The 22303-nt window shown below is 64.8% G+C and carries 20 protein-coding genes and 1 tRNA gene; 8 read left to right on the top strand and 13 right to left on the bottom strand.

The features are described 5' to 3' along the window. Positions 1–49: 49 nt before the first annotated feature. From SOQ14_RS09070 to SOQ14_RS09055, 4 genes are read right to left on the bottom strand one after another with little or no spacing between them, the layout of a single operon-like run. Positions 50–655, bottom strand: a complete 606-nt coding sequence (locus SOQ14_RS09070; protein WP_322897749.1) for a DUF2155 domain-containing protein — start codon at positions 653–655, stop codon at positions 50–52. 9 nt (positions 656–664) lie between these two features. Further along, a complete protein-coding gene (locus tag SOQ14_RS09065) occupies positions 665–1096 on the bottom strand; it encodes an NADH:ubiquinone oxidoreductase subunit NDUFA12 (RefSeq protein WP_322897748.1) in 432 nt (143 codons plus the stop codon). Between the two features lie 44 nt (positions 1097–1140). Beyond that, a complete protein-coding gene (locus SOQ14_RS09060) occupies positions 1141–1644 on the bottom strand; it encodes a DUF192 domain-containing protein (RefSeq protein ID WP_322897747.1) in 504 nt (167 codons plus the stop codon). Continuing rightward, a complete protein-coding gene (locus tag SOQ14_RS09055; protein ID WP_322897746.1) occupies positions 1638–2342 on the bottom strand; it encodes a regulatory protein RecX in 705 nt (234 codons plus the stop codon). The genes SOQ14_RS09060 and SOQ14_RS09055 overlap by 7 nt, the downstream gene beginning before the upstream one ends. A 140-nt stretch (positions 2343–2482) precedes the next feature. Here SOQ14_RS09055 and SOQ14_RS09050 point away from each other — a divergent pair, with 140 nt between their 5' ends. After that, the gene (locus tag SOQ14_RS09050; RefSeq protein WP_322897745.1) at positions 2483–4216 is read left to right on the top strand and encodes a fatty acyl-AMP ligase; all 1734 of its coding nucleotides are present in this window, start codon (positions 2483–2485) and stop codon (positions 4214–4216) included. Between the two features lie 8 nt (positions 4217–4224). Here the strand turns inward: SOQ14_RS09050 and SOQ14_RS09045 are convergent, their stop codons facing one another. Beyond that, complete coding sequence (locus SOQ14_RS09045) at positions 4225–5784, bottom strand: DUF389 domain-containing protein (protein ID WP_322897744.1); 1560 nt, start codon at positions 5782–5784, stop codon at positions 4225–4227. A gap of 220 nt (positions 5785–6004) precedes the next feature. On the opposite strand from SOQ14_RS09045, the gene SOQ14_RS09040 reads away from it, so the two are divergent. From SOQ14_RS09040 to SOQ14_RS09020, 5 genes are all read left to right on the top strand, one after another. Then, positions 6005–7237, top strand: a complete 1233-nt coding sequence (locus SOQ14_RS09040) for a toxic anion resistance protein (RefSeq protein ID WP_322897743.1) — start codon at positions 6005–6007, stop codon at positions 7235–7237. Continuing rightward, complete coding sequence (locus tag SOQ14_RS09035) at positions 7237–8043, top strand: hypothetical protein (RefSeq protein ID WP_322897742.1); 807 nt, start codon at positions 7237–7239, stop codon at positions 8041–8043. Before SOQ14_RS09040 ends, SOQ14_RS09035 begins: the two co-directional genes overlap by 1 nt. Before the next feature lie 4 nt (positions 8044–8047). Further along, complete coding sequence (locus tag SOQ14_RS09030; protein ID WP_322897741.1) at positions 8048–8347, top strand: polyhydroxyalkanoic acid system family protein; 300 nt, start codon at positions 8048–8050, stop codon at positions 8345–8347. A gap of 164 nt (positions 8348–8511) precedes the next feature. Next, positions 8512–9099 carry a biliverdin-producing heme oxygenase gene (locus tag SOQ14_RS09025; RefSeq protein WP_322897740.1) on the top strand — a complete coding sequence of 196 codons (588 nt, stop codon included), beginning with the start codon at positions 8512–8514 and terminating at the stop codon, positions 9097–9099. After that, positions 9096–11669, top strand: coding sequence for an HWE histidine kinase domain-containing protein (locus tag SOQ14_RS09020; protein ID WP_322897739.1), 2574 nt, complete (start codon positions 9096–9098; stop codon positions 11667–11669). The genes SOQ14_RS09025 and SOQ14_RS09020 overlap by 4 nt, the downstream gene beginning before the upstream one ends. A gap of 16 nt (positions 11670–11685) precedes the next feature. On the opposite strand, the gene SOQ14_RS09015 is transcribed toward SOQ14_RS09020, so the two are convergent. The 4 genes from SOQ14_RS09015 to SOQ14_RS09000 all read right to left on the bottom strand — a co-directional run bounded on the left by SOQ14_RS09015 (position 11686) and on the right by SOQ14_RS09000 (position 18525). Next, positions 11686–12414, bottom strand: a complete 729-nt coding sequence (locus tag SOQ14_RS09015) for a TonB family protein (RefSeq protein WP_322897738.1) — start codon at positions 12412–12414, stop codon at positions 11686–11688. A 129-nt stretch (positions 12415–12543) separates the two neighbouring features. Continuing rightward, positions 12544–15807, bottom strand: coding sequence for a TonB-dependent receptor (locus SOQ14_RS09010; RefSeq protein ID WP_322897737.1), 3264 nt, complete (start codon positions 15805–15807; stop codon positions 12544–12546). A gap of 287 nt (positions 15808–16094) precedes the next feature. Next, positions 16095–17036 carry an isopenicillin N synthase family dioxygenase gene (locus SOQ14_RS09005; RefSeq protein WP_322897736.1) on the bottom strand — a complete coding sequence of 314 codons (942 nt, stop codon included), beginning with the start codon at positions 17034–17036 and terminating at the stop codon, positions 16095–16097. Between the two features lie 55 nt (positions 17037–17091). Beyond that, on the bottom strand, positions 17092–18525 hold the full coding sequence (locus tag SOQ14_RS09000; RefSeq protein ID WP_322897735.1) for a NupC/NupG family nucleoside CNT transporter: 1434 nt from the start codon (positions 18523–18525) through the stop codon (positions 17092–17094). A 193-nt stretch (positions 18526–18718) separates the two neighbouring features. Between SOQ14_RS09000 and SOQ14_RS08995 the strand changes: the two genes are divergently transcribed. Both SOQ14_RS08995 and SOQ14_RS08990 read left to right on the top strand, forming a co-directional pair. Then, a complete protein-coding gene (locus tag SOQ14_RS08995; protein WP_322897734.1) occupies positions 18719–19411 on the top strand; it encodes a queuosine precursor transporter in 693 nt (230 codons plus the stop codon). 47 nt (positions 19412–19458) lie between these two features. Further along, positions 19459–19785: an MliC family protein gene (locus SOQ14_RS08990; RefSeq protein WP_322897733.1), complete on the top strand. Its 327-nt coding sequence runs from the start codon at positions 19459–19461 to the stop codon at positions 19783–19785. Between the two features lie 36 nt (positions 19786–19821). On the opposite strand, the gene SOQ14_RS08985 is transcribed toward SOQ14_RS08990, so the two are convergent. The 4 genes from SOQ14_RS08985 to SOQ14_RS08970 form a co-directional block, all read right to left on the bottom strand. Continuing rightward, positions 19822–19897 (bottom strand) — tRNA-Lys (locus SOQ14_RS08985). Between the two features lie 34 nt (positions 19898–19931). Beyond that, on the bottom strand, positions 19932–20420 hold the full coding sequence (gene folK, locus SOQ14_RS08980) for a 2-amino-4-hydroxy-6-hydroxymethyldihydropteridine diphosphokinase (protein ID WP_322897732.1): 489 nt from the start codon (positions 20418–20420) through the stop codon (positions 19932–19934). A gap of 1 nt (position 20421) precedes the next feature. Then, a complete protein-coding gene (gene aguB, locus SOQ14_RS08975) occupies positions 20422–21300 on the bottom strand; it encodes an N-carbamoylputrescine amidase (protein WP_322897731.1) in 879 nt (292 codons plus the stop codon). 76 nt (positions 21301–21376) lie between these two features. Next, complete coding sequence (locus tag SOQ14_RS08970; RefSeq protein ID WP_322897730.1) at positions 21377–22243, bottom strand: class I SAM-dependent methyltransferase; 867 nt, start codon at positions 22241–22243, stop codon at positions 21377–21379. Between the last annotated feature and the right edge of the window lie 60 nt (positions 22244–22303).

Raw genomic sequence — 22303 nt, 5'->3', positions numbered from 1 at the left:
CCAGCCTCGGCACGGCATGGCGCTGCTTCATGCAAGCCGGAACGGCCGATCAGGCAGGGTCGGCAGCAGGCTCGGGTGCGGGGGCAGCCGCAGGCGCGGGTTCCGGTGCAGCGGTGGGCGCAGCCGCCGGAGAAGGGCTCGCCGCAGGTCGCGGGGCCGCTTTGGTGTTGTCACCCGGGAAGGCCATTTTGCAGTCCTTGACCCAGACGTCATAGACGGGGTGCTCAACCACATTGAGGCTCGGCGATTCGCGGAACAGCCAGCCTGAGAACACCCGCGCAGGCGGCGCATTGTCGCGCTCGCGGATGTCGACCTGCACGAATGCGCCGACTTCCTGGGGCATTTCCCACGGCGCGGTGCGCTCACATGCGGAAAGCCGGATGGTGACCGGGCCAAGCGTGCGGGCCTCGCCCGGTTTCAGTTCGATCTCTTCTGAGACATTGTTGCGCTTGTTAAGCAGGCCAAGCCGCGCGACGCGCTCTTCCATCGGGGTTGCGCCGCTATCCTGCGCAGGCGTGCCGCTGGCATCGCTGACAGGCCGTTTGATCGGCACTTCGACGGTTTCGGGTGTCTCGGCGGCCTGCTCGCACGCAGCGAGCAGCGCAAGCGGCGCGAGCAGCGCGGCACGGCTCACCCCAAAGACAAGGCCGCGCATCGCGCTGCCTCAGCCCTCAGCGCCGGGCGACCACGCCTCGTAATCGCCGACAGCGCGTGCGCGCTGGCCGCCGCGCTCGAGCGCGCCTTGCGGGCGATAGGCGGCAGGCGTGCCGGTGGCGTTGGGCGTGTAATCGACTTCCCACACCTTGGGCGGGGGCAGATGGCTTTCGGGCACATCATCATAGGTGCCATGGAGCCAGCCGTGCCATTCCGAGGGCACCCGGCTTGCATCATTGCTGCCGGCATAGATCACCCAGCGCTTTTCGCGGCTAGTGTAAGAGCCATTGGGCAGCGCGCCGCTGCCCGCCGGATGCCGTTCGCGGAAATAGCGGTTCCCGGCACTATCCGTGCCGACATGCTCGCCCTTGCGGCGCGAAAACAGCAGGGTGCCGATGGTGGCACCATCCCACCAGGTGAAGATCTTTGCGAGGATACCCATGGCCGCGCGGGTTAGAGGGATTCGCGGCTGGCTTCAAGCGCCCATCACGGCTGGGTGTAGACGACCCGGTCGCCCGGCTTGATGCCAAGCGCCGCCGCGCGCCCGGCGCGCAGTTCGAGCACTGCCGAGGCCAGCCCGCGCGATGGCACCGGATCGAGCGAATAGGGCACGGTGTTGGCCGCGATATTGGTGATGCGGCCATCCGGGCCGATGAAGATGATGTCGAGCGAGAGCGGTGTGTTCTTCATCCAGAAACTGCGCGGTTCGGGCGCAGCCGAGGGGAAGATCATGCCTTCGAAGTCGCCGAGCTCGGTGCGATACATCAACCCGCGCGCCTGGGCTGCGACGGTGTCCGCCAGTTCGACCCGGAAGCGGTGCTCGGCGGTGCCGCGCACCACCAGATCGATCACCTTGAGGCCCGAGACCGGATGACGCGCCGCCGCCTCGGCGGTGCTGCCTGCGGCAGCCGGTGCGCGGGCCCCGACGCTTTCGCCTTGCGAACAGGCGGCCAGCACCAATGCGGCGCCTGCGAGGATCATCCTTACCATGGCGTGTTTATTCCTTCGTCCTTGCCATCAGCGCTTTCAGCCTCGGCCAGCCAATCCGCGATGTCGTCTTGGGTGGCAGCTTCGAGGATGAAGCGGGCATGCGCCAACTCGTGGCCTGCCCGAAGCATTGCTGCAATGGCTTTTTCGCGGATGCGGGGATCGTGGGGCGTATCGTCCCGGCTGAACGGGCCAAGCCGCCGCTTTTCGGCGAGACGCACCGCAGCGCGGCGTCGCACCGCTTCGCCCGGGACGTGATCGGCGCGGGTCGGCTCATCAACCCCGGCCGCCCACAAGACCTGTTCGATCCGCCGCGCGCCGAACCCGCGCGCCGCCAGATCACGGCTGCGCATCCGGGCATAGGCATCATCATCGATATAGCCCAGTTCGATCATCCGGCGCACCAGCGCCGGGATATCGATCGCAGCATCCCGCCCATCCTCGCCTTCCGCCGCCCCCCGCTCGCGCAGCTTGCGCGCAAGAAACGCCTCGAGCCTTGCGCCCGTGGTCGCAAAGCGCGCGACATAGGCCAGCGCGAGATCGTGCAAGGCCGTCTGATCGAGCGGACGCGGGGGCCGTTTCGCCTTGCGCGGGCGCGGCGCGGCGCGCGGATCATCGGCGCCTTCAGCCGCGTTGTCGGGACGGCTGCGGCGGCGGCCATGGCTACCGCTTGATGACGAATTCGCTTTACCTGAAACCATTTCGCCTTATTCGTGCCACACTCCTTGGGAAATGCAAAAAACGGGAAGGACGTGGGGCTCGCCTCACTGTAACGGGGTTACTCTGGACAGGCATCACACTGCGGTGATCCTCTCCACAAGTTACGGGTTTCGCTGAGATTATGACCGACGCCGCCTTGATGCCGACGCCGAATGATTGCGACTTGCCACGCATCCGCGCGCAGTTCGCAACCTTCAACGAGGCGATCGATTATGCTGCCCGCAGCAAGAAGGGCCTCAATTTTCACGACATGCGTGGAGAACTGGCGCGCGTCTATCCCTATGCCGAAATGCGCGACGATGCGCTGGCGATGGCGCGCCGTCTGGTCGCCTTCGGGATCAAGCGCGAGGATCGCGTCGCCCTGATCGCGGAAACCGGGGCGGATTTCGCCGCGCTGTTCTGCGCCTGTGTCTATGTCGGCGCGTGGCCGGTGCCGCTGCCCCTGCCTACCAGCTTCGGCGGCAAGGAAAGCTTCATCGATCAGCTCGCGGTGCAATTGCAAAGCTCGGACCCGGCGATCCTGCTCTATCCGGCCGAAATCGCCGAAATGGCTGCGACCGCCGCCGCGCGGCAGGGCTGCCATGCCGAAAGCTGGGAAGATTTTGGCACCCGCGCCGATCCGCCCTGCGATCTGCCACAGGCCAGCCCCGATGATATCTGCTATCTGCAATATTCCTCGGGCTCGACCCGTTTCCCGACGGGGGTCGCCGTCACCCACCGCGCGCTGCTGCATAACCTCTATGGCCATGCCGCAACGATGCATCTGGGCGAGAATGATCGCTGCGTCAGCTGGCTGCCGTGGTATCATGACATGGGTCTGGTCGGCTGCTTCCTGTCGCTGATCGCCAATCAGGTGTCGGCGGATTATCTCAAGCCCGATGCCTTTGCCCGCCGCCCGCTGGCATGGCTCGACATGATCACCCGCAACAAGGGCAACTCGCTCTCCTATTCGCCTACCTTCGGCTACGATATCTGCGCGCGCCGCATCTCCAGCCAATCCAATGTCGCGGAACGCTTTGATCTGTCGCGCTGGCGGATTGCGGGCAATGGCGCGGATATGATCCGCCCGGACGTGATGCAGAACTTTGTCAACGCCTTTGCCCCGGCGGGTTTCAAGGCAGCGGCCTTCACCCCGTCCTATGGCCTTGCCGAAGCAGTGCTGGCGGTGACAGTGATGCCGCCGGGCGAAGGAATCCGGGTCGAACTGGTCGAGGAAGAACGCCTGTCGGGCGCGCCGCGCGATCTTTCGCGCCCTGCCCGCTACCGCGCGATTGTCAATTGTGGCAAACCGCTGCCCGACATGGAAGTCGCGATCCGGGGCGAGGATGGCGCCGCCAAGGGCGATCACCAGATCGGCAAGGTGTGGTGCCGCGGCCCCAGCGTGATGCATTCTTATTTCCGCAATGTCGAAGCCACCGAGGATTGCCTGGTTGATGGCTGGCTGGACACTGGCGACATGGGCTACACCGCCAAGGGCTATCTGTTCATCGTCGGCCGGGCGAAGGACATGATCATCATCAACGGCAAGAACCACTGGCCGCAAGATATCGAATGGGCGGTGGAACAGCTCCCCGGCTTCAACCACGGCGATATCGCGGCGTTCTCGATCGAGACCGAGAGCGGCGAGGAAGCCCCCGCCGTGCTGGTGCATTGCCGCGTTTCCGACCCGGATGAGCGCATCAAGCTGCGCGACCAGATCGCCGACAAGGTGCGTTCGGTCACGGGGATGAGCTGCGTGGTCGAACTGGTGCCGCCGCGCACCCTGCCGCGCACCTCATCGGGCAAGCTCTCGCGCGCCAAGGCGAAGAAGCTCTATCTGGCGGGCGAAATCGTCCCGATTGATCTCGCCGCCTGATCTTTGCGCTATTCCGCCGCCGCCGGATCGCTCCATTCGGCTGCCAGCGCACCTGACGTCGGATCCAGCACCACCTCGACGCGCTCTTCGCGCAGCAAGTCGGCGACGGTGGTTGCCTGCTCGGCATTTCCCGTAAGCGCCACCGGCTGGCCAAGGCGTTTGGCCGCCCAGCCGATCAGCGCCACGGTTTCCTGCCCCTGCGCAGTCAGGCCCTCGGCATCGGTTGCTATGGTGCGCGGCAAGGGCAGCGGCGGCGGCACCACCTCAATCGTCCAGTCCGGCTCGGTCGCGGCGATCCGGGCTTCCAGCGCGCGATAGGTGGCAAGCCCGGCGCCCGGCAAACGAGCGGCGCGCACCAATGCGTGCCGGCGTGCCCGATCAATCAGCACCTCGTTCTGCGACACCCCGGCGACCAGACCAAGGCGAACCGCCAGCGCATCGGCGCGGGCCAGCGCGTCGGCTTCGTCGCGCGCCCGCGAGGCGGAAAGCTGCGCCTGCTGGGCGGCGCTCGCGCTGGTGCCAACCTGATATTGGTTCAGCGTCAGATCGACCTTACGACCGAGCCGCTCTTCCAGCGCGCGGGCGATTTCGGCCTCGGCTGCGGGCTTCAACTGGGGGGTGAGCATGGTGGCATTGATCGCCAGAGGCTGGGTGGTGAAATCAATCTCGAAGGTATCGATCAGCGAGCGGTTGTCGAAGGTCTGCCTAAGCTCGCTGCGCACGATGCGCTGGGCATTGGCTTCCCACGCGATCTGCTGGAGCGAAAAGCCAAGCGGAATGGCGAGCGCGATGAACACCGCCGCCACCGCAAGGTTCTGCGCCCGCGTCTGTTCCTTTCCAAGATCCTGACTGAATCCGTAAAGCCGCGCCATGCCCCACGCGGTCAGCGCGATGGTCAGAAAGTTGGTGGCGAACAGCAACAGCGCGCCCGAGAACACGGTCCAGTTGAGCGTGGCAAGGCCAAACCCGACCGTGGCGAGCGGCGGCATCAACGCGGTGGCGATCGCGACACCCACGATGGTGCCCTCGCGTCCGCGGATCATCGCATAGGCACCGGCGAGCGCCGAAAACAGCGCGACGAACAGATCAAACAGATTGGGCCGGGTGCGCGCGGCAATCTCGCTCGTCACGGTCTGGATCGGCGAGATGAACACCAGGACGGCGCACAGCCCCACCGCCAACACCGCGCCCCACGCAAGGGTGCGCGCCGCCTGCTTGAGCCAGCGATAATCGCCAATCGCCAAGGCAAAGCCGAGCCCGATGATCGGGTCCATCAGCGGCGACAGCAGCATGGCCCCGATCACCACCGCGGGCGACGACAGCAGCAGGCCGAGAATGGCGATCCCCGCGCTCATCGCGATCATGAAGAGGTAGCGATGCGACAGCGCGCTGTCCTCGCGCCGCTTGTCGATCACATCGCCATGTTCGACCTCGGAAATGACATCGCGCAGCCACCAGCGCCGGATGCCGAACAGGATAGCCCCCAGGGTGCTGCGCAGCCCGCCCGACGCCGAGACGGAGTCACGCTGCGTGTCAGCACCTTCGGCAGATGCGGCTATGTCGTTCATGGATCATCCTCTGGTGATGCACTTTTTCGGTGTGAGAAGCGCATGCAATGCCGTATTGTTCCATATCTATAGGGCCAAGCATTGCCGGAAAGCCAGATTGCCCCAAGCGGCGCTGACCTTGAAAGCTGTGTTTTAGGTTACTAATACAGTTGCACAGGCAGGTGCGGACCAGCGCGGAGACGGGCTGTAACCCACCGGCAAGAGGAGGCAAGGATAGCGGATGAGCACGGATAACCAGACTGCGGCCTCGATCGCCACAGCGACCAAGACGGCGACGGACTTCTCGCTCACCCCGCCCGATCCGGTGCCGCAGGTTGCGCCCGAACAGGCGATCGGGCTGGTGCCGGTTTCGACCGAGCAGAAATCCAAGCTCGACAGCAAGGTCGATGCTTTCGTGAATGATCTGGTGTCCTCCGATGCCAATTCGCCCGAATTCGGCGAGAAGGTCGATCAGATCACCCGCATGGGGCAGGAGCAGATCCGCGCCGCCGCCGCGATGTCGAACCGCTTCCTCGATCGCCCGGTGCGCGCGATGGATGGCGATGGCAGCGTGGGCACGGATCTTGCCGAATTGCGCCGCACGGTCGAGGATCTCGATCCCGGCCGCAAGGGCAAGATGACGGGGCGCAAGCTGCTCGGCATCATTCCCTTCGGCAACAAGCTGAAGAACTATTTCGACAGCTATACCTCGGCGCAGGGCCACATCCAGTCGATCCTCGCCCGGCTTGAAGGTGGCAAGAAGGAATTGCACCTCGATAACGCCGCGATCGATACCGAACGCCAGAAGCTGTGGGCGGCGATGGGCGAATTGGAGCAGATGATCCACATCGCCAAAACGCTCGATGCGCGGCTGGAGGCCAAGGCCTACGAACTCGATTCCTCCGATCCCGCCAAGGCCAAGGCGCTGCGCGAATCCGCGCTCTTCTATGTCCGCCAGCGCACGCAGGACTTGCTCACGCAAATGGCGGTGAGCGTGCAGGGCTATCTCGCGCTGGATCTCGTGAAGAAGAACAATGTCGAACTGATCAAAGGTGTCGACCGGGCGAGCACCACCACGGTGGGCGCGCTGCGCACGGCTGTTACGGTCGCCCAGGCAATGACCAACCAGAAGCTGGTGCTGGGCCAGATCACGGCGCTCAACCAGACCACCAGCGACATCATTGATTCGACCAGCCAATTGCTGCGCGAGCAGACCGGACAGATCCACGAACAAGCTGCCTCGAGCACCATCCCGCTCGAAACGCTGCAACGCGCCTTCCAGAACATCTATGACACCATGGATGAGGTCGACAACTTCAAGGTGCGCGCGCTCGATTCGATGAAGAAGACAGTCGAAACCCTGTCTTCCGAGGTCGAAAAGTCGAAGGGCTATATTGCGCGCGCTGAAGGTCAGGCGCAGGCCCAGGCCAAGGTTGCCGCGTCGGAGCCGTCCTTGCTCACGCTGGATCGCTGATGCCCGATACCACCCGCCATTCCGATCAGATCCTGCGCGAGGCGCGCACCAGCCTTGCGGTGCAGCGCGAAGGCGGCACGCATCGTCCGGCCAAGAGCATCGGCAAGGGCTCGGCGGCGGCCAAGCGCAAGCTGTGGCTCACCCGGCTGCGCAACCTCGCCCTGGCGATTGCCGCGATCTGGATCGGGGCTGGCGTTGCCGGTGCGTTCATCGGCGGAATCGGGTTCTGGGGCGTGATGATGGTGGTGATCGCGACGGCGGTTGCGGTCGGCCTGTTTTCAAGCTTCCCCAAAGCAATGGTGCCCAAGCGCGCCGAATTGGCGCAGGGCAATCCGCAGCAGATGGTGGCGCGCACCGAACTCTGGCTCGAAGCACAGCGCGCGGCGCTCCCGCCGCCGGCGGTGCGGATTGTCGATCAGATGGGGGTGCAATTGGATGCGCTCGGGCTCCAGCTCCAGCATATCGATCCGGCCCATCCGGCGGCGGCCGAAGTGCGCGAGCTGGTGGGGGAATATATCCCCGAGACCATCGAGAATTACCGCCGCATCCCCGCGCACCTGCGCAAGGAAGCGCATATCGGCAAAAGCGCAGATGATCGCCTGACCGAAAGCCTCGGCAAGCTTTCGGGCGAGCTGGATCGTGTCACCCGCAAGCTGGCCGAAGGCGCGCTGGATGATCTGGCGATCAAGTCCCGCTATCTCGAATATCGCTACGGCGGGGCCGAAGCGCTGGAAGATCTGCGCACCCCGGACACCGGCGTGCCGCTGCCCGATTTCTCCGCCACGCCCGCCAAGCAGGAGCGTTAAGGCCATGCGCGTGACCTTGCCCCATGATCTCCCGCGCGAGGAAGTGCGCCGCCGGATGCACGCCCATGCCGACGAAATCGCCAGCTTCTTTCCCCCGGGCCTTGCCGATGTTTCCACCAGCTGGCCGAACGAGGACCGTATGGAGATCACCGCCACCGTGGTCGGCTACACCATCCCCGGCGGGGTGGATGTGCGCGAGAAGGAAGTGGTCATCGAAATGCAATTGCCGGCGATTCTCGGCCTGATGCGCGGCGCGCTGGAAAAGGCCGTGCGCAAGGAAGGCGGCCGCCTGTTGCGGCCCTAGGCACACGCCGGGCGGACGCGATGGCCCGCCTGAGTATCGTTGCATCTGATGCAAGAATCTGTCATTTCTGCTGGACAGCCCGCGCGCATCGCCGGGTTGACACGTCTGGTCACCGACCGCCGCTTTCCGGCGACCGGCACAAGGCCGGACAGGAAGGCAGCGAAGTGCCCAGCACGGCTCACCAAGGCCCAGCAGAGGATCTGAGGCTGCACCTGCGCGCCGCAACCATGGCGGCGCATGATCTGCTCGATCACAGTATGCAAGCCGCCAGCGGCTGGCAGAACCGTGCTGATTATGCGCGCTTTCTCACGCTCCAGCACGCCGCGCGCGCACCGATCGAAGCGTGGCTGGCAGAGCATGCCCCCGTCGCCCTGCAACCGCCGGTCCAGACCCCACTGATCGCGCAGGATCTGGCCGCGCTGGGGCTTGGCTTGCCTTCTGCCGCCGCGCCCTTCCGCATGGCAGACGAAGGCGCGGGCGAAGCTCTTGGCGCGGCATGGGTGCTGGCCGGATCAGCGCTCGGCAACAAGGCGATCCTGAAACAGATGCGCCGGGCCAGTGCCGCTGACGGCGACGATTGGCCCGCCGCCTTCCTCGGCGATGAAACCATGCTGGCGTTCTGGCAGGCGTTGCGCGCGCGGCTCGAACAGCCTGCCAGCGCGGCGCAATCTGCCGCAGCCGCCGAGACGGCGCGCGCGGTCTTTGCGCATTTCATCGCCCACGCGCAGGATGCAGGAGGCGTGGCCGCATGAACCTTCAGCAGCAGGTGCAAGGCGCGCTGACCGAATGTGATCGCGAGCCGATCCACCAGATTGCCGCGGTCCAGCCCTTTGGTGCGCTGTTTGCGGTGGATGATGCAGGCGCGATCACGCAGGCTTCGCTCAATGCGGCCGAGATCCTCGATCTGGCCGCTGCCCCCACGATCGCGGCGGGCACGATGCTGCGCGAATGGTTCACCGCCGAAGCATGCGATGCGCTGCATGAAGCCTTCGCCCGCGCGCCCGCCGATGAAGGGGTCGAGCGGCTGTTCGGGCTCGATCTCACCGGCGATGGGCGGCTGTTCGATTGCGCGGTCCACCCGAGCGGCGATCAGATGGTGATCGAGTTCGAACCCCATGCCCTGCGCGATTTCGCAGATCACCTCGGCCTGATCGGTCCGGTGATTTCCCAGCTTGAACGCCTGCGAGAGCCCCAGGAATTGTGCGACGCGGCGGCGCGACTGGTGCGCCAGATGCTCGGTTATGATCGGGTGATGGTCTATCGCTTCCAGCCCGATGAAAGCGGCGAGGTGATTGCCGAAGACAAGCGCACCGATCTCGCGGCCTTTCTCGGCTTGCGCTATCCGGCGGCGGATATCCCGCAGCAGGCGCGCGAGCTGTTCCGCCGCAATCGCTTCCGGGTCATCGCCGATATGGCCGCCGAAGCGGTGGCCATCGAACCGGCGGTGCGGCCCGGCGGTGCGCCGCTTGATCTGTCGATGAGCGTGCTGCGCGCCCATTCGCAGATGCACCTCGCCTATATGCGCAACATGGGCGTGGGCGCCTCGCTGACGATTGCGATCGTGCGGCATGAACGGCTGTGGGGGATGATTTCCTGCCATCACGAAACGCCCCGCCTGCCGCCCTTTTCGCTGCGAACAGTGGCCGAATTGTTCAGCCAGACTTTCTCGCTGATGCTTGATCGCATGCTGGTGCGCCGCGCCGAAAAGCTGCGCGAACGCGCCCGCAATCTCAATGATCAGCTGATGATCGAACTGGCAGGCGGCACATCGCTGGTTGCCAATCTGCCCTTGCTGGAACAGTCGATCGGCGATCTCATCGTGCATGACGGGATTTCGCTGCTCGTCGGCGGGGAATATCGCGCGCTCGGCGCAGCGCCCACTCACGAGGAATTCATGGCTCTGGCCCCTGCGCTTGGCGAAGGGCAGAGCAGCGCGATCCTTGCATCCACCGTGCTTGCCGAACAGCTTCCCGCCGCCAGCGCCTTTGCGGACCGCGCGACCGGGGCGATGATCCTGCCGCTTTCGCGAACTCCGCGCGATTACCTGATCCTGTGGCGGCGCCCGGCCGAACAGGTTGTGATCTGGGCGGGAGATCCGGACAAGGCCAAGGCCGCGCCCGGCGCGACGCTCACCCCGCGCACCAGCTTTGCTGCCTGGCGCGAAATCGTGAAGGGGCGCAGCATCGACTGGAGCGAGGAAGAATATGATTTCGCCGAAAGGCTGCGCCGCACGCTGATCGAAGTGATCCTGCGCATGAGCGAGGAAGTGATGCGCGAGCGCCAGCGCGCCGCCGAGCAGCAGGATTTGCTGATTGCCGAGCTCAATCACCGGGTGCGTAACATTCTCGGCCTGATCCGCGGGCTGGTCGCCCAATCGCAGCAGGACGCGATGAGCGTGGCGGGCTTTGCCGCGATCATCGGCGGGCGGATCTCCGCGCTTGCTTCGGCGCATGACAATATCACCCGCGACAATTGGTCACCGGCACCGCTCTCGGTGCTGATCGAGAGCGAATTTGCCGCCTATCTCGGGGCCGGACAGGCGCGGCTCAACATCACCGGCGAGGATGTCCTGATCCGCCCCGAAGCCTTCACGGTGATGGCACTGGTGGTGCATGAACTCGTCACCAATTCGGCCAAGTATGGCAGCCTCAGCGCGCGTTCGGGCATGGTGACAATTGATCTCTCTCGCAGTGCGTTCGGCGACCTCAAAATTGCGTGGCGCGAAGCGGGTGGGCCGCCGGTTTCCCCGCCGGGACGACAGGGCTTTGGCTCAACCATCATCCAGCGTTCGATCCCGCATGAATTGCAGGGCGAGGCCGAGATGCGCTTCCGGCTGGGCGGTCTGGAAGCCGATTTCTTGATCCCGCGCCGCTTCCTTGCCGAAGCAAGCGACCACGGCGTAGGCACGCAAAGCACGGCGCGCACGCGCAGCGCACCGCCTCCGCCGCCGGCTGCGCCTGCGGCAGGGCGCAAACCGTTGCGCCATGTCCTCGTGGTCGAAGACAGCATGATCATCGCGCTTGATACCGAGGAAAATCTCAAGCGGCTTGGCGTGCCCTCGGTGCGGGTGGAAAGCAGCGTCGCCGGTGCCTTGCAGGCGATCCACGAGGCTGCGCCCGACTTCGCCATCATCGACTTCAATCTCGGCCATGAATCAAGCGCGCCTGTGGCGGCGGCGCTACGCGAACGCGGCGTGCATTTCCTGCTTGCCACCGGCTATGCCGAAAGCGCCAGCGACATGGACACGCTGGGGGCGACCGGCGTGCTGCGTAAACCCTATGGCCAAAGCGAACTGGAGCGCGCGCTCGGCTTGCAGGGCTGAACCGGGGTCAGCCCTTTCAGAACCAGCGCTGCCGCCAGTAGAACGGCGCCGCCACCGGATTGCCTGCCTTGTCGCGCGCCGGGCGGAAGCCGAGCCGCTGCGCGACGAGTTCACAGGTCAGGCGATCGGCCTCGGGATCGGGGCTGGCGCGATAGATGCTGCAATCGCGCGCGCGGCCATCCACCCCGACGATCACCCGCACGATCACTTCGGTGCCGCGCCGCGCGGCGCGCCCGCCTTCGGGCACGGGATAATCGCGCGCATTGTTGATCTCGCCGGCAATATGGACAGGCTTGGAGGCAAGCCCACTGCCTCGCCCGCTGCCCGCATTGCCGCTGCCGGTGCCATCCCCGCTGCCCGCAGCGCCCGTGCCCTCATCCGCATCGGCGGCGCCGGAACGATTGGCCGTCCCCGTCGAAGCGACACGCGGCAGCGGCGTCTCTTCACGCAGCACACGCTCGGGTGGCGGTGCGGCGACAGGCTTGGCCGTCGCTTCGCGGCCCGGATCACCCGCCGCGCCTTCCTCGGCGGCATCAGGTTCGGGCGGCGGCGGTGGAGGGGGCGGTGCTTCGAGCGTGAAGGCCGACACCACAGTCTGCTCGACCGCCGCCGTCAGATCGGGCGCCAGCGCCCGCGCCAGACCATAGAACACGGCAAGGTGCAGCACGGCAATGGCGAGCAGCAGCGGCAGGCTGAGTGGCTTGCGAACCGCGTCAAAGCGGGCTGGCGGTGGCGGCGGGTTCATCCCCGGACCTCTCCCATCTGGATGCCTTCACCACCAGTATTCTCTGCCCGGCCCCGCCGCACAAGCCCAAGCAAAAAGGGGCGACCCTTACGGGCCGCCCCTCTTGATGTCTTGTCAGACGTGCAACGATCAGAAGGTCACGCGGACCCCGAAGCGCACACCCCAGAGCGAGGCTTCCGGCACAACGTTGAACACCGGCTGACGGATCGTGTTACCGGCAGCGTTTGCATACTGATACTGCGAGCAGGCCGCGTTGGCGCAGGTCACGTTGACCAGCGGCGCATAGAACGGGAAGCCAACCTGACGGAAGGTTCCCAGCTCGCTGTCGATCAGGTTGAGCACGTTCTCGACGTCGGCGAACAGCTGGATCTTGCCGCCGAAGACAAACGGCACATCCTGACGGACCGAGAGGTCGACACGATGCCACCACGGCGCTTCACCCACGTTCTTCGGTGCAATCTGGCCCTGGAACCCGTTGAGCTCCGAACCTTGGATGAACCGCTGAAACGCCGCAAAGTCGAAGCCCGGCGCATAGGTGACGCGCGGGTCAGCCGTCGGGCTGCTCACGTTCGGCACGTAGAGCAGGTTGCGGTCGTTACGACCGGTCACACCGAACACCGCCGAACGGTTGCTGCCCGATGCCTGATCAGCAAAGGTGTAGCTGAACCGCTGGCCCGAACGGGCAAGGTAGAACAGCTGGATGCTGGTGTTGTTGTCACCGAAGATTTCGGCGTCATAGCCCAGCGTCAGGCGGAACTGGTGATCGGTCTGGTAATTCGACGTGCCAAAGGCCGCGAAGTTCGGATCAAGCGCAGCAGCATTGGTGTAGTTCGAGAACGCCACCGACGACGTCCCCGAGTTGCCATCATTCGCCGTCTGATAGGTGTAGGCACCGTTCAGGTAGAAGCCCGAGCTCCAACGCTTTTCGACGCGCGCCACCAGGTTCAAGCTGTCACCTTCGTCGATGTTGGTGAGCAGCAGGTCGGTGTTCACCCCGGTTTGGCCCGGCAGGATCGAATAGCGCGGACGGCCATCGGGCAGCGTGCCCGTGACGACCGAGCGCAGGTCAGTCCACTCCAGTGCATTGCGCACCTTCGAGTAGATCACATCAACGCCGAGTTTCCAGTCATCGCCAAGCGGGCCGAGCTTAGCGACATAGTCAGCCGACCCCGAGAAACGCCACTGCGACTGCGGCTCGAAGTTGGGATCAAGCGCGTTGGTCGGCGAACCAGCGGTGCCCGCGGTGCGGATCGCCGCCACGAGCTCGGCCGGAATGCCGGTGCCGCCGGTCACGTTGTTGAGCGTGGCAGCGCCGATCGCCTGCACCTGCGCCGGGGTCAGGCCGGAGATGCCCGAAACGGTGAAGGTGCCGTTGTCAGCGCGGCGCACCTGGGCGCGGCCGAGCGTCGGGCCAGGGTTCGAATAGTTGTTCGAAATCCACACCAGCGGGTTGCCGCCACCGAAGATACCGGCCGAACCGCGCAGGGTCAGACGATCGGTGGGACGCCAGTTGATCGCGAAACGCGGCTGGAACAGGTCACGACCGTTGAGGTTCGCGGTGTTCGGGAAGCCGAAGCGATCGAAGAACGCCTGGTTGTTGAACGGACGATCCGGCGTGTCGAACAGGTCGTAACGGAAGCCAGCCACGACAGTGAGATCGTCGGTCACGTCGATCGTGTCCATGATCCCGAAGGTCCACTGGTTGTTCGCGAATTCGGCGGTGACGGTGTCAATGCCGCCGCGCAGCGGGACAGCGATGTCGACTTCGTTGGCACGCTGGGCCTGAAGGTCGGCAATCGAGTCGAACAGCCATGCACCCGAAACGCGCTGGGCGAACAGGTTGCGGACATCCTGCAAGCGGCGCTCGGCGATGAACTTCACCGTGTGGCTGTTCATCTTGAGCGTGGCCGCGAACTCAATCGCGAGACGCTGGCTTTCCAACTCGTTGGCCTGACGGCTGATGTCCGGGCCGAAGGTCAGGCCGCGAACGCCGGTCGGGCAAGTCAGAGCCGGAGCCGTCGAAACGGCATCAAGACAGACGTTGAACTGGCCAAGAGTGGTGTTGCCGCCAATCGGAACCTGCAGACGCGTGTAATCCGCATAGGACACGCGCAGCATGGTCGAGAAGGTGTCGCTCCACTGGTTGTTGGACTGGACAATACCGAAGTGGTTGATCGCACCCTGGGTGTAATTGTTCGACAGCAGGCTGAAGTTCGGGTTGTTCGAGTTGATCGCACCCACACCGGTCTGACCGGCAAGCACCGAACCTTCGTTCCAGATATAGGTTGCCGACAGGCGGTGACCCGGCGCGACGTTCCAGTCGAGCTTGGTGATCAGCTTGTCGTCCTTTTCAGGAATGCTGTCGGCCACGCCGAGGGTGTCAAAGCGGTAAACGGTGTTGGCAATGTCGCTGATCTGGTTGATCTGCGCATCGGTGATGCCAAGCTGGGCCGGGCTGACAGCAGCCGGAACGGTGTCGCGGGTGCGCTCGTAAGTCACCGCGAAGAACAGCTTGTCCTTGATGATCGGGCCAGTGACCTGCGCCGTGTAAATCTGCGATTCGAAGGCGCCGGTGCGGGTGAAGTTGCGCGCACGGGTGCCGCGCAGGCTGTCGTCCTGATAGAAGGCCGCGCCGAGGAAGGTGAAATCATTGCCGCCCGACTTGAGCTGCGCGTTGATCGCACCGCCCAGGAAGTTGCCCTGCTGGATGTCGACCGGAGCCACTTCGACCGAGAATTCGCCGATCGCATCAAGCGGCACCGGGCCGCGGGTCGACACGAGGCCGCCTGCTTCCAGACCGAAAGGATCGCCAAAGTCGACACCATCAATGGTGAAGCGGTTGAAACGGTTGTTCTGGCCTGCAATCTGGATGCCCTGGCCGCCCGGCTGGATGGTCACGAGCGGATCGCGCTGGGCAAGGTTCTGCAGGCTGCGGTTGACGTTGGCCACGCCAAACACGTCGCGGGCCGAAAGCACGGTGGCAGCGCCGGTCGAAAGGCTGATCGCCGAACGCTGGCGAGCACCCGAAACCACGATCGTCTGACCGGCGGGAGCAAGCGCGATACCAACGCGCTGGGCCTGACCGGCAGAGAGGAAACCGATTTCTTCTTCGACGCCTTCATAGCCATCTGCCGCAACCGCGACGATGAACGGGCCGCCAAGACGCAGACCAACCGCGTTGAAGTTACCGCCGGCGTCGGTGGTGACATCAGAACGCGTGCCCGAAGGCTGGTGCGTGATGGTCACGCTGGCACCGGGGATCGGGTTACCGTCCGCATCGGTGACAGTGCCGCGGACGGCCGAGGTGGTTTCCTGCGCAGCGACCGGCGCAGCAACCATGGTGGTGGCGGCGAGGCTGACAACGCTCGCGGCGAGAAGATATCTGAGTTTCATAAGAAAGCCCCTGATGACGAAAAAAGGATGGGCCTGACCGGCTGCATCCGCCCCTAGTTTTATTGCACTGCGGCAAAGCGACAGATTTGTGACGTTTTGATGAAACTGACAACGGGCGCAAGCGATCCCGGCACGCCCGCCACCAAACGGACGGGAGAAAACGGCCAATTTCAACACCCTCTTGCGCGCAGTGTTGCATGCGCGCAACGGAACGGGATTATTTCACGCAGGCATCCGAAAGGCTTCCGGCGGGCCATCAGGCACCGCCGGGCCCTGCGAATCTGCGGTCAGGCGAGGTTGATCTCGCGCAGACGCTGCATCAGAAAATCATGCGCGCTGATCGGCGCAGGCGCCGACGCCGCATCCTCAGCCGAGACACATTCGGGCAGCGGCGTGATCAGGAAATCCGGGCGGAAATGCAGGAAGAAGGGCATGGAATAACGCGCGCGCTTGGCTGCCTCGCCGCGCGGGTTCACCACCCGGTGCGTGGTCGAACGCAGGCGGCCATTGGTCTGCCGTTCGAGCATGTCGCCGACATTGATGACCAACGCCCCCGGGGGCACATCAATCGCGCGCCATTCCCCGGCCTTGGTCAGCAGTTCGAGCCCGGCTTCCTCGGCACCCAGCAGCAGCGTGATGGTGTTGATATCGCCATGCGCCGCCGCGCGGATCGCACCTTCGGGCGCGCCTTCACCCAGCGGCGGATAATGCAGCAGGCGCATCACCGAATTGCCGTCCTCGACGCTGGCGGCAAAGAAATCACGCGGCTTGCCGAGGTGCAGGGCAATGGCTTCGAGCACGGTGCGGCCACTGGCTTCGAATGCGGCGTAAAGCGCGCTCATCACCTCGCGGAAACCGGCGACTTCGGCGGGCCAGACATTGGGCGCCATGAATTCGGCCAGCGGATGGCCTTCGGGCAGATCGCGCCCTACGTGCCAGAATTCCTTGAGATCGAAGACATCGGCGTCCTTGGCCTTCTCGGTGCCGAAGGGCGTGTAGCCGCGCGCGCCGCCCGAACCGGCGATCTTGTAGGCGCGTTTTACCTCATCGGGCAGCGCGAAAAACGCCTTGGCGGCGGCTTCGGCGCGGTCGATCAGGTCTTGTGGGATGCCGTGATCGCGCACCACGGCAAAGCCGTATTCGGCAAAGCTGCGGCCCAGCTCATCGGCAATATCCTCGAGCGGCTGTGCCAGCGAAACGCTGGCGATTTCGGTTTGGGTGTTGGTCATGGCCGCGGCCTTACACCCGGCAGGGCATGCCTGCCAAGCGCCCCCGCGCAGGGGGCTAGATCGGCAGGAACAGGCTGGCGAGCGCGGCGCTCATGAGATTGGCGAGGCTGCCCGCTGCGAGCGCCTTCAGACCGAGCCGCGCAATCACCGGACGCTGGTTGGGCGCGAGCCCGCCCGTCACCGCCATCTGGATCGCGATCGAGGAGAAATTGGCAAAGCCGCACAGCGCAAAGGTGATGATCGCCTGGCTGCGCGCGGTGAGCTCGCCAGCCTGCATCGCGCCGAGATCGATAAAGGCAACAAATTCGTTGAGCACGATCTTGGTGCCGAATAGCCCGCCTGCAATCTGCGCCTGCTGCCAATCGGAAATGCCGATCAGGAACATTACCGGGGCAAACAGGTAGCCAAGCAACTTCTGGAAGCTGAGGTCGGCCAGCCATTGGGCCGTGGCGGGATCAAGAGGAGCGCCCACCTGCGCGGCAAGGTTCACGATCCCTCCGCCGACGCCGGCCAGCATGCCATTGGCAAGCGCCACCAGCGCGACGAACACCATCACCATCGCGCCGACTGCCACCGCCAGCTTCACCCCGGTCTGCGTGCCTTGGGCGGCGGCTTCGATGATATTGGCAGGGCGCTGGCCTTCCTCGAAGGTTTCCGCGGCGCTGACTTCATCCGATTTGAGCCCGCCTTCAGTGATCGCTGCCGGGCCAACCGCGCTGATGCGGACTTGCGGCAGGGCAAGCGCATCGCTGGCGCCATCGCTCGCGACGCCACCTGTGCCCGCTTGCGCCAACGGGGATGCCTCTGCCAGCGGCCCGTCATCAGGCATGATGATTTTGGCCATCAGGATGCCGCCCGGGGCCGACATGAAGGCCGCTGCGAGCAGGAACGGCACGGCTTCTTCGCCGATGAAACTTGCATAGGCGGCAAGGATCGTGCCGGCGACGCCCGCCATGCCGACGCTCATCAGGGTAAACAGCCGCGCGGGCGGCAGCGCCGCCAGATAGGGGCGCACCACCAGCGGGCTTTCCGACTGCCCGACGAAGATATTGGCCGCCGCGCCCAGCGCTTCGACCTTGCTGATGCCGGTGATCCAGCCGATCGCGCCGCCCACCCAGCGCACCAGTCGCTGCATCACGCCGAGATGATAGAGGATCGAGACAATCGCGGCGAAGAACACGATCACCGGCAAGGCGGCGATCACGAAGGTGTTGGCAAACGGATTGCTCTCCATCGGGCCAAACACCGCCGCGATCCCGATTTTCGAGAAATCAAGCAGCGCGATCACGCCTTGCGAAAGCCCGCCGATCACCGCCACCCCGGCATCGGTGCGCAGCACCAGCAGCGCGGTGACGGCTTGCAGCGCAAAGGCCGATCCGACAACCCGCAGATTGATCCGGCGCTTGCCCGAGGACAGCACGAAGGCAATCGCAAGAATGGCCAGAATGCCTGCAAGACTGGACAGGCTGGAAAAAACACTGGAATTCACGGTGCGGATGGCCCCTGCTGATACGACCCCATGGTGAAGGCAGGCAGCGCATCCCGCGCGCCGCGCGCGGGTCAGAGGGTTGGCAGTTTGTCGGACGCAACGCAACCGGCAAACTGGCCTTTCCCGATCCCGCGGGTGACAGCCGCATGGCAACGGCTTTTCTTTTGGGCAGGCTCTGACTAGGCCATGGACCATGGAACCCACGCAATCCACCGCCCTCGCCGCGCCGGCCCGCACCCCGGTGATCCCGCTTGGCCTGTTTGTGGCCGCCCTGCTCTATGGCGGCATGGCCGTGCTGGCAGGGTTTCTCGCCTTCAAGCAGGTTCAGTTATGGCCGACCACGCTGGCGGTCGAGGCCGGGATCTTCGCGTTTCTGCTGCTGGTGGTGATTTCCAGCACAATCGCCCAGCTTTACGGCAAGGAATTGGCCCAGAAGATCGTGTGGTGGGGCTTTTTGCCGCTCGCCTTCTCGATCGGCTTGATGACGCTGGTGCTGGCGCTGCCGGTCTCGCCCGACATGGTGGCAGGCCGTCCGGGGGCGATCGAAGCCTTCGAGCTGGTGCACGGGCAGTTCTGGCGCGTCGTGGCCTCGGGGCCGGTCGCCTATCTCGTCTCGCTCCTGCTCAATGTGTGGATCTTTGATCGCCTGCGCGGCAGCGGCGAGACCAGCACCATCGGACTGATGGTGCGCGGCGCGATTGCCTCGGCGCTCAGCCAGGCGATTGATTCGGTGATTTTCGTGACACTCGCATTCTACGGCGAATTTGACATCACCGGACTGCTGATCGGGCAGGTGATCGCCAAGGTCACGCTGTCGCTGGTGCTGGTGCCGGTGCTGATCACGCTGGCGGTGCGGCTGGTCGGAAGGCTCGACGCGCGCGGTTGACTTGCCCGGCCAGTGGCATAATCTTTCCCGCCGAAGGGGAGATTATCATGGCAAGATCAGCAATCTGGGTTCTCGGCGTGGCGGCTGCGGGCCTTTCGGGCTGCATGACCAATGAGGTCGGCGGGCCGGGCGTCAGCGCTTATTATGACTGCGACAATGGCACGCGGCTCAAGGTCGACAATCTGAGCGGTGATCGCATCCAGGTGCAGATGAATGATGCTGCCCCGGTGGTGCTTCCGGCGGTGAAGGCGGCTTCGGGCGCCAAATACATGACCCCGCGCCATGAATTCTGGGACAAGGGTGGACAGGCGACCTGGACTGTCGGCCGCATGGCGCCGATGACATGCCAAAGGGTGGCTGTGCCGCGGACGTGACCTGCGCGGAAGCAGCGCAGCGATAGCGGAAAAAATTGGTGAGCCCGACAGGATTCGAACCTGTGACCCGCTGATTAAAAGTCAGCTGCTCTACCTACTGAGCTACGGGCCCACATGCTGTCCGCGCGCACGCGGCTGCGGGGCGCTCACCTAGGGAGCGGGCGCGCGCGGGTCAAGCGCGCATTGCACTGCGCGAGGCTGAGGCCGCTCACCGGATCGCGCCATGCAGGCGCAATGGTGCTCGCCGGGCCAAGCACGAAATCGCGCGCGCGAAAGGCGCTGTGCGGGATGGTGAGAACCGCCGAACGCCAGCGCCCACCGCTCCACAGGATGATGTCGCAATCGAGCACGCGATCACCCCAGCGCTGCGCCCCGCGCCGGCCGAATTCGCGCTCCATCCGCTTGAGCGCTGCCAGCAGCGAGGGCGGGGCCAATTCGCTGTCGAGCACCAGCGCCGCATTGGCAAAGCGGCGCCGCGCCGGGCCGAGCGGCGCGGTCTGCACCACGTTGGAGCGCGCCGTCACCATGCCGAGCGCCGCGACTTCCTCCATCGCGGCGTACAGAACCCCCGCCGGTCGCCCATAAAGGACGTGCGGCCGGTTGCTCCCCAACGCGATCAGATAGGTGCTGCTCACCTCAGATGTCTTCGGCGATCCGGCCGTAAAGCTGCGGGCGACGATCGCGGAAAAAGCCCATGCCCGCGCGGTGCGTGGCCGCCCGCGCCAGATCAAGCGTGGCCACCAGCACGCCGGTCTCGCCATAGCCATATTCGGCAACCAGATCGCCCCATTCATCAGCGATGAAGGAATGGCCGTAGAAATTCTGCACCGCACCTTCCGGCCCTTCGGCCCCGATGCGGTTCGCGGCGATCACCGGCATGCAGTTCGACACGGCATGGCCGATCATCGCGCGCCGCCACATCCGCGAGGTATCAAGATCCGCATCATAGGGCTCCGATCCGATGGCGGTGGGATACATCAGCAGTTCGGCACCATGGAGCGCCATCACCCGCGCGCATTCGGGATACCACTGGTCCCAGCAGATGCCTATGCCGACGCGCACGGTCTGGCCGCGATCGCCCGGCACATCCCACACCTTGAAACCGCTGTTGCCGGGCCGGAAATAGTACTTTTCCTCATAGCCCGGCCCGTCAGGGATATGGCTCTTGCGATAGGTGCCCATGATCGTGCCATCCGGGCCGATCATCGCGAGCGTGTTGTAATAGTGATGCCCGTCGCGTTCGAAGAAGCTGGTCGGGATCGTCACCTTGAGCTTGGCCGCGAGCGTCTGCATCGCGATAACGCTCGGGTGTTCTGCCGTCGGGCGGGCGAGCGCGAACAGCGCTTCATCCTCTTCGCGGCAGAAATAGGGGCCGGAAAACAGCTCGGGCGGGAGGATCAGCCGCGCGCCTTGCGCGGCCGCCTGTTCGACCAGCGCGCTGACCGCAGCGATATTCTCCGCTTCACGCGAAGAACCAAGCGGCAATTGCAGGGCGGCGACAGTGATGGTGCTCATGCCGCCGCCCCATAGAGCGATTTCGGGCCGGGTGGAACACCCAGCGGCCCGGAAATCGCGGGCATCAAGAGTGCGATTACTTGGCCTTCCTGAACAGGAGCGTCATGCGGTCGCTTTCGCCCTTGTCCTTGAGGTCTTCGCGCTTGGTCGCCAGCGTTGGCGGCATTTCCCACACGCCTTCGGGGTGGTTGGCGGTGTCCATCGGGTTGGCGTTGACTTCGCTCTTGCCGACGAGTTCGAAGCCGTTGATCCGCATGAAATCGATCAGATCAGCCTCACGCAGGTAGCCGCGCGAACCATTAGCATAGCTCCACGGCGCATCGGGCTTGGCGCGGTGCTGGACGATGCCGATCATGCCATCATCCTTGAGCAATTCGCGCATCGCCCGGACTTCGGTATCGGCGGTGCCCATCCGCATCGGGCTGTGCAGCGCGCGGATCACCAGAATGCGATCAAAGGTACCCTTTTGATCGGCGGGAATGGCATCGAGCGTGAGGCCCGAGAACCGCTCCGCCGGAAGCCCGGTATAACCCGCCACTTCCTTGCCGAAACCGGCCGCCATATCGCGGATGCGCTGCTGGCGGGCGGGGTCGCTGGTGGCTGTCAGCGGGTTGGCATAGACGCCGACCAACTGGCCCTGACCGCCGAGATAGTGGCCAAGCAGGCGCGAATACCAGCCGCCGCCGGGCGAATACTCGCCCACCTTCATATCGGGCGCAACGCCGAAGAAGCTCAGGGTCTCGACCGGATGACGGTGCTGATCGCGGGCGCGATCATCCTTGCGGGTCGGGTGATTGATCGCGCCGGAAAAGGCTTCGGCATGGGTTTTGGCAAAGGCAGCCGCTGCGGCATCATCCTTCTTGCCGTGATGATCGGCGAGCGCAGGCGCACTCAGCGCGAGGATGCTTGCCGCGCCTGCGGCGGCAATCAGGAATTTCTTCATCAGGGTCTCTCCTTGGGATGCGACAAAACTGCACTGCGGGGCGTAGCAATTTTCGCGGTC

The organism is Erythrobacter epiphyticus, assembly GCF_034653295.1.
GTDB lineage: Bacteria > Pseudomonadota > Alphaproteobacteria > Sphingomonadales > Sphingomonadaceae > Erythrobacter.
This window is presented reverse-complemented; position numbering and strand designations above follow the sequence as displayed.